Annotated in this window: 6 protein-coding genes and 1 pseudogene; 3 read left to right on the top strand and 4 right to left on the bottom strand. The window is 74.3% G+C overall.

All coding sequences use genetic code 11. The features are described from left to right. Nucleotides 1-256 precede the first annotated feature (256 nt). The 4 genes from KBX53_RS19980 to KBX53_RS19965 all read right to left on the bottom strand — a co-directional run bounded on the left by KBX53_RS19980 (nt 257) and on the right by KBX53_RS19965 (nt 4,055). Nucleotides 257-1,042: a putative protein N(5)-glutamine methyltransferase gene (locus tag KBX53_RS19980; protein WP_210860958.1), complete on the bottom strand. Its 786-nt coding sequence runs from the start codon at nt 1,040-1,042 to the stop codon at nt 257-259. A 144-nt stretch (nt 1,043-1,186) separates the two neighbouring features. Then, complete coding sequence (locus KBX53_RS19975) at nt 1,187-2,305, bottom strand: cystathionine gamma-lyase (RefSeq protein ID WP_210860956.1); 1,119 nt, start codon at nt 2,303-2,305, stop codon at nt 1,187-1,189. 8 nt (nt 2,306-2,313) lie between these two features. Further along, nucleotides 2,314-3,321, bottom strand: a complete 1,008-nt coding sequence (locus KBX53_RS19970; RefSeq protein ID WP_210860954.1) for an NAD(P)H-dependent glycerol-3-phosphate dehydrogenase — start codon at nt 3,319-3,321, stop codon at nt 2,314-2,316. Then, the gene (locus tag KBX53_RS19965) at nt 3,318-4,055 is read right to left on the bottom strand and encodes a 1-acyl-sn-glycerol-3-phosphate acyltransferase (protein WP_210860952.1); all 738 of its coding nucleotides are present in this window, start codon (nt 4,053-4,055) and stop codon (nt 3,318-3,320) included. Before KBX53_RS19965 ends, KBX53_RS19970 begins: the two co-directional genes overlap by 4 nt. A 128-nt stretch (nt 4,056-4,183) precedes the next feature. On the opposite strand from KBX53_RS19965, the gene cofC reads away from it, so the two are divergent. From cofC to KBX53_RS19950, 3 genes and pseudogenes are all read left to right on the top strand, one after another. Then, entirely contained in the window at nt 4,184-4,831 is a 648-nt protein-coding gene (gene cofC / locus KBX53_RS19960) for a 2-phospho-L-lactate guanylyltransferase (protein WP_309140813.1), read from the top strand. Between the two features lie 106 nt (nt 4,832-4,937). Further along, nucleotides 4,938-5,135, top strand: a complete 198-nt coding sequence (locus tag KBX53_RS19955) for a cold-shock protein (protein ID WP_030335323.1) — start codon at nt 4,938-4,940, stop codon at nt 5,133-5,135. Between the two features lie 54 nt (nt 5,136-5,189). Next, nucleotides 5,190-5,761, top strand: a pseudogene (locus tag KBX53_RS19950) (RNA degradosome polyphosphate kinase); the annotation flags it as partial.

Below are 5,761 nucleotides of genomic sequence, written 5' to 3'. Positions count from 1 at the left end.
CGTCCACCGTCAGCACGGTGGCGTTGTTGCTGGTGCCGCCGTTGTCCAACCCGACGACCACCGGCACCCCTGCGCTGCCCACCGAAACCGCCTCCCGCCGTCATGAGTGTGAGCCGAGGCTAGTGCCAACCCCTCTCCCCCGCCACGCCCCGCCCCGCCCTCCCCGCGATCTTGCACTTACTGTCCCGACATAAGGTCCATTCGGCTCGTAACGTCAACCGAAACTGCAAGATCGCCGGGGTATGGGGGTGGGGACTCAGGGGCGGCGGGCCGTTAGGGCGGTGGCGTCCCGGGTCTCGTCCTGGTGGACGGTGGGGCTCAGGCCGGCTTTCTGGAATGACTCGCAGAGGGCGTCCACCTGGGTCGTACCGACCTCGACCACCAGGTGGCCGCCGGGGGCCAGCCAGTCGGCCGCGTCGCTGCCCACCCGACGCAGCACGGAGAGCCCGTCCGGGCCGCCGTCGAGCGCCACCGGGGCCTCGTGCAGTCGTGCCTCCGGCGGCATCAGCGCCACCGCGTCCGTCGGCACGTACGGGGCGTTGGCGACCACCAGGTCGAGCCGGCCCCGCCACCGCCGGGGCAGCGGATCGAACAGGTCGCCCTCGTACACCTCGGCGTTCAGCCCGACGACGTTGCGGCGGGCACAGGCCACGGCCGCCGGGTCGATGTCGGCGGCGGCCAGCCAGCGCGGCGCGAGCCGGTGCGCCAGCGCGACAGTGGTGGCCCCGGAGCCGCAGCAGAGGTCGATCACGGCCGGCGCCGGACCGGTCACCTCGGCCGCCGCCTCGACCAGCAGGGCGGTGCGGGCACGCGGGACGAAGACGCCCTCGTCGACGGCGATCCGCAGGCCGCAGAACTCCGCCCAGCCGAGCAGATACTCCAACGGTTCGCCGGCCACCCGGCGGGCGGTCAGGTCGGCCAGCGCCGCCGGGGTGTCCGCCGCGGCCAGCAGCAGGTCTGCCTCGTCCTCGGCGTACACGCAGCCGGCGGTGCGCAGCCGGTGCACGAGGGCAGGACGGTCGGTGGGGAACGGTGGTGCCATGGGAATCCTCCGGGAAACGCTCGCCGGCGCTCCCGTGGCCGCTATCGCGGCAGGAACACGGGAGGAAGGGCCGGTCCTGTCGGTGCGCGGATCGGACTCACCTCCTCCGGTCGGGGCCGCCGGTGCGGCCGTCGACACCCTAGCTCAGACCAGCCCGGCCGCGTCCAACGCGGCGGCGATGTCGGCCACCAGGTCCGCGGTGTCCTCCGCGCCACAGGAGAGCCGGACGAAGCCGGGAGCGGTGTCGTCGCCCCACTGCGCCCGCCGGTCCGCCGTGGTGTGCAGGCCACCGAAGGAGGTCGCCGCCGCCACCAGCCGGGCGGCCTCGATGAATCGGCCCACCCGGTCGGCGTCGCCCAGGTCGAACGAGAGCACCCCCGGTATCCGGTGCATCTGCGCCGAGGCCACCGGGTACGCGGGGTCGTCCGGCCGCCCCGGCCACCGCAGGCCGGTCACGTCCGAGCGGCCGGCGAGCAGGTCGGCGACCGCTGCGGCGTTCGCGCTCTGCCGCGCCAGCCGCAGGTCGAGAGTGGCCAGTGACCGGTGGGCCAGCCAGGCGTCGAACGCGCCCGGTACCGCCCCGGTGGTGGTCCGCCAGGTCGTCACCGCGTCGATCAGCTCGGCGGATCGGCTGGCCAGATAGCCCAGCAGCAGGTCGGAGTGGCCGGTGAGCGCCTTCGTACCGGAGGCGACCACCAGGTCGGCGCCGAGGTCCAGCGGGCGCTGACCGAGCGGGGTGGCCGTGGTGTTGTCCACCGCGAGCAGCGCGCCGGCGGCGTGCGCCCGCTCGGCGAGGGCGGCCACGTCGACCACGTCGAGGCCCGGGTTGGCCGGCGTCTCCACCAGCACCAGCCGGACGCCCTCGAACGACGGGTACGGCCCGACGGTCGGCACGAACAGCACCCGGACGCCGATGGACTCCAGCACATCGGTGGCGAACGCCCGGACCGGGAAGTATCCGTCGCTGGGCAGCACCACGGTGTCCCCCGGCCGCAGCAGGGTGAGCAGCAGGCCGGTGATGGCCGCCTGACCGGTCGCGAAGACCCGGCAGTCACCACCCTCCAACTCGCCCACCGCCGCCTCCAGCAGCCGCCGGGTCGGGTTGTCCGGGCGGCCGTAGCCGTTCGGCGACGTGCCCTGACCCTGGAACGGGTCGAGGTGGTACGGCGCGGCGAAGACCGGTCCGGGCAGGAACGAATCCCCCGGTGCCGGCTCGGGCAGTCCCGCGCGGACGCACCGGGTGCCGTCTCCCCACTCGCTCATCGGGTTCCTCACTCGTACGACTCGGGTTTGGCGGTGCGGCTCATCAGGGTCTCCACGGCGAGGCGCGGGTCCATCCCCTCGTGGCAGATCCGCTCGACGTGCTCGGTGATCGGCATCTCCACGCCGTGCGCCCGGGCCAGGTCGCGGATCGCCAGGCAGCTCTTCACACCCTCGGCGGTCTGCCGGGTGGCGGCCTGGGCCTGTTCCAGCGTCTCCCCCCGGCCGAGGTGCTCACCGAAGGTGCGGTTGCGGGCCAGCGGGGACGAGCAGGACGCGACCAGGTCGCCCATGCCGGCGAGACCGGCGAAGGTGATCGGGTCCGCGCCGAGCGCCACGCCCAGCCGGGCCGTCTCGGCCAGCCCACGGGTCATCAGCATGGCCCGGGTGTTGTCGCCGAAGCCCATCGCGGTGGCGATGCCGTACGACAGGGCGATCACGTTCTTGACCGCCCCGCCCAGCTCACAGCCGATCACGTCGTCGTTGGTGTAGGGGCGCAGGTACGGCGTCCGGATCGACGACTGGACGAGCGTGGCACGGGCGCTGTTCGTCCCGGCGACCACTGTCGCGGCGGGCTGCTCGACGGCGATCTCCGGGGCCAGGTTCGGGCCGGACACGACGACCACCCGGTCCGCGGCGACCCCGGCGGTCTCCACGATGACCTCGCTCATCCGCTTGGTGGTGCCCAACTCGATGCCCTTCATCAGCGACACCAGGGTGGAGTCCGGGTGCAGGTGCCCGGCCCATTCGGCGAGGTTGCCGCGCAGCGTCTGCGACGGCACCGCCAGCACCACCACCTCGGCTCCGGTGATCGCCTCGGCGGCGTCGGTGGTGGCGGTGACGCGGGCGGGCAGCAGCAGGCCGGGCAGGTACTCCGGATTGCGGCGCTCGGCCCGGATGCTCTCGGCGACCGGCGCGCGGCGGGCCCACACCGTCACGTCCCGCCCCGCGTCAGCGAGGATCTTGGCGAAGGCGGTGCCCCAGGAACCCGCACCGAGCACCGCGACGTGACCGCTCATGCCGCGTCGTCCCGCTGCTCACGGCCGACGGTGGACCGGGCCGGTCGCTCCCACAGTGGCGGCGGGGTACCGCCACGGATCTCGGCGAGCATGTCCCGCAGCCGCAACATGATGGTGTCCGTCATCTCCTCGAGGGTGGCCCGGGTCGGCTGGGCGTCCGCCCACCGGCTCAGGTCGATCGGTTCCCCGGCGGCAACGGTCACCGGGATCCGGGGGCGCAGGCTGACGCGGGTCGTCCTCGGGTCGAAGATCCGTTCCGGCCCCCACATCACCACCGGTACGACCGGGGCGCCGGTGGCCAGGGCCAGCCGGGCCGCACCGGTCTTGGCCTTCATCGGCCAGAGCTCCGGCTGTCGTGTGGTGGTGCCCTCAGGGTAGATCACCACCGCGCCGCCCTCGTTGAGCGCGGCGACCAGGGCGTCCAGCGAGCGGACGGCGTCCACGCTGCCCCGCTCGACCGGGATCTGCCGGCACCGGTGCAGGATCCAGCCGACCACCGGCACCCGGAACACGCTGGCCTTGCCCAGGTACTGCGGCCAGCGCCCGGAGTCGTAGATGAAGTGCGCGGAGACCAGCGGGTCGGCGTGGGAGATGTGGTTCGCCACGATGATCATGCCGCCGTCGCGGCGGAGATGCTCCTGACCACGCCAGGTACGCCGGGTCCAGACGATCATCACCGGCTTCACCAGCCCCACGGCGAACCGTTGCCAGAACCCCAGCCTCCGCCGTGCCACTGTGCCTCCTCGTCGCGCCGCAACCCCGCCGCGAAATCCCGCCCGCGACACCCGCAGCGGAAATCATGCCTGCTCGCCCCCGGTACGGCCAGCGAGGGTCCCGTCGTCCGGCTGGCAGGATTGCGGACGTGAGTCAGCCGAGGTGGGCAGTGGTGGTGCCGGTGAAGCCGCTGGCCGCGGCCAAGAGTCGGCTGCGCGGCGCGCTGCCCGGCGTACCGCACGAGGAGTTGGCGCTGGCCCTCGCGGCCGACACGCTCCGCGCGGTGCTGGCCTGCCCGGCGGTCACCGAGGTCCTGGTGGTGACCGACGACGCCCGGGTGGCGGCGGCGGCACGGGCGGCCGGCGCGCGGGTGCTGCCGGACGAGCCGAACGCCGGCCTGAACGCCGCGTTGCGGCACGGGGCGGCCGGGGCCCGCGGGTGGGTGGCCGGGATCACCGCGGACGTGCCGGCGCTGCGCCCGACCGAACTGACCGGCGCGCTGCTCGCGGCGCGGAACAGCCGACCCACGGTCCGCCGGTTCCTGCCGGACACACCCGGCGAGGGAACGGTGCTGCTCACCGCTCCGCCGGGGGTACCGCTGGACCCTCGTTTCGGGGTGGGTTCGGCGCTCGCGCACGCGGCGAGCGGGGCGTTGCCGCTCGACGGCGACTGGCCCAGCCTGCGCCGGGACGTGGACACCGCCGCGGACCTGGCCGAAGCCGACCGACTCGGGCTGGGGCCGCGCACGGCCGCGCTGGTGGCCGCCGCCGGCCGCCCGGCCCGCGCCACCGGCTGAGCCTGCCCCGCCCCGCTCCGCGGGCTGGCCCTGCCCCGCCCCGCTCCGTGGGCTGACCCTGCCCGGGCCGCGCCACCGGCCGGACCCCCCGGTGTACGGTGCCAGCATGCAGGGCACTGTGGCCAGCTACGACGCGGCGACGCGCAGCGGTGTGCTGCTGCTCGACGACGGCACCGAGATGCGCTTCCCCGCGCGGGCCTTCGACGCCTCCGGGCTGCGGCTTCTCCGCCTCGGGCAGCGGGTTCGCATCGACACCGATCCCGACGGCGAGGTTGTCCGGGTGACATTGCCGACGATGATCTGACCCGGCGGGCCCAAGTTCATTTTGCGTTTACCGTAATCGGGTGATTATGAGCGGGTGAGCACCCCTCGCGAGCAACCGGCCCGCCCGCCCGCCACCAACCTCCGCAACGGCTCCACCGCGCGCGGCGCCGATGGGCGTTTCCGTCCGTCCCGCGCCGAACGCGCCGGCGCCGCCCGCGCCGACACCCTCGCCGACGACCCCGGCGCCGCCTCCTCCGGCCTGGACGAGGTCATCGACCCGGTGCCGCAGACCGAGGCGGACGGTCCGGCCGCCGGTGCGGTCCAACCGGTCGGATCGACAGCCGCCCGGCTGGCGGACGACGACGAGCCCCCGGCCCCGCCGCTGCCGGAGGACCGGTTCCTCAACCGGGAGCTGTCCTGGCTCGACTTCAACGCCCGGGTGCTCACCCTGGCCGAGGACCAGCGCACCCCGCTGCTGGAGCGGGCCAAGTTCCTGGCCATCTTCGCCAGCAACCTCGACGAGTTCTACATGGTGCGCATCGCCGGGCTGAAGCGGCGGCTCTCCGCCGGCCTGCCGGTACGCGGCGGGGACCGGCTGCCGCTGCGTACCCAGTTGGAGCTGATCGCCGAGCGGACCGCCGCCCGGGTCGCCCGGCACGCCGCCTG

This window comes from Micromonospora sp. M51 (assembly GCF_018070305.1).
In the GTDB taxonomy this organism is placed as follows: Bacteria; Actinomycetota; Actinomycetes; order Mycobacteriales; family Micromonosporaceae; genus Micromonospora; species Micromonospora parva.
Note: the sequence above shows the minus strand (reverse complement) of the source record. Positions and strands in the feature narration are given on the sequence as shown.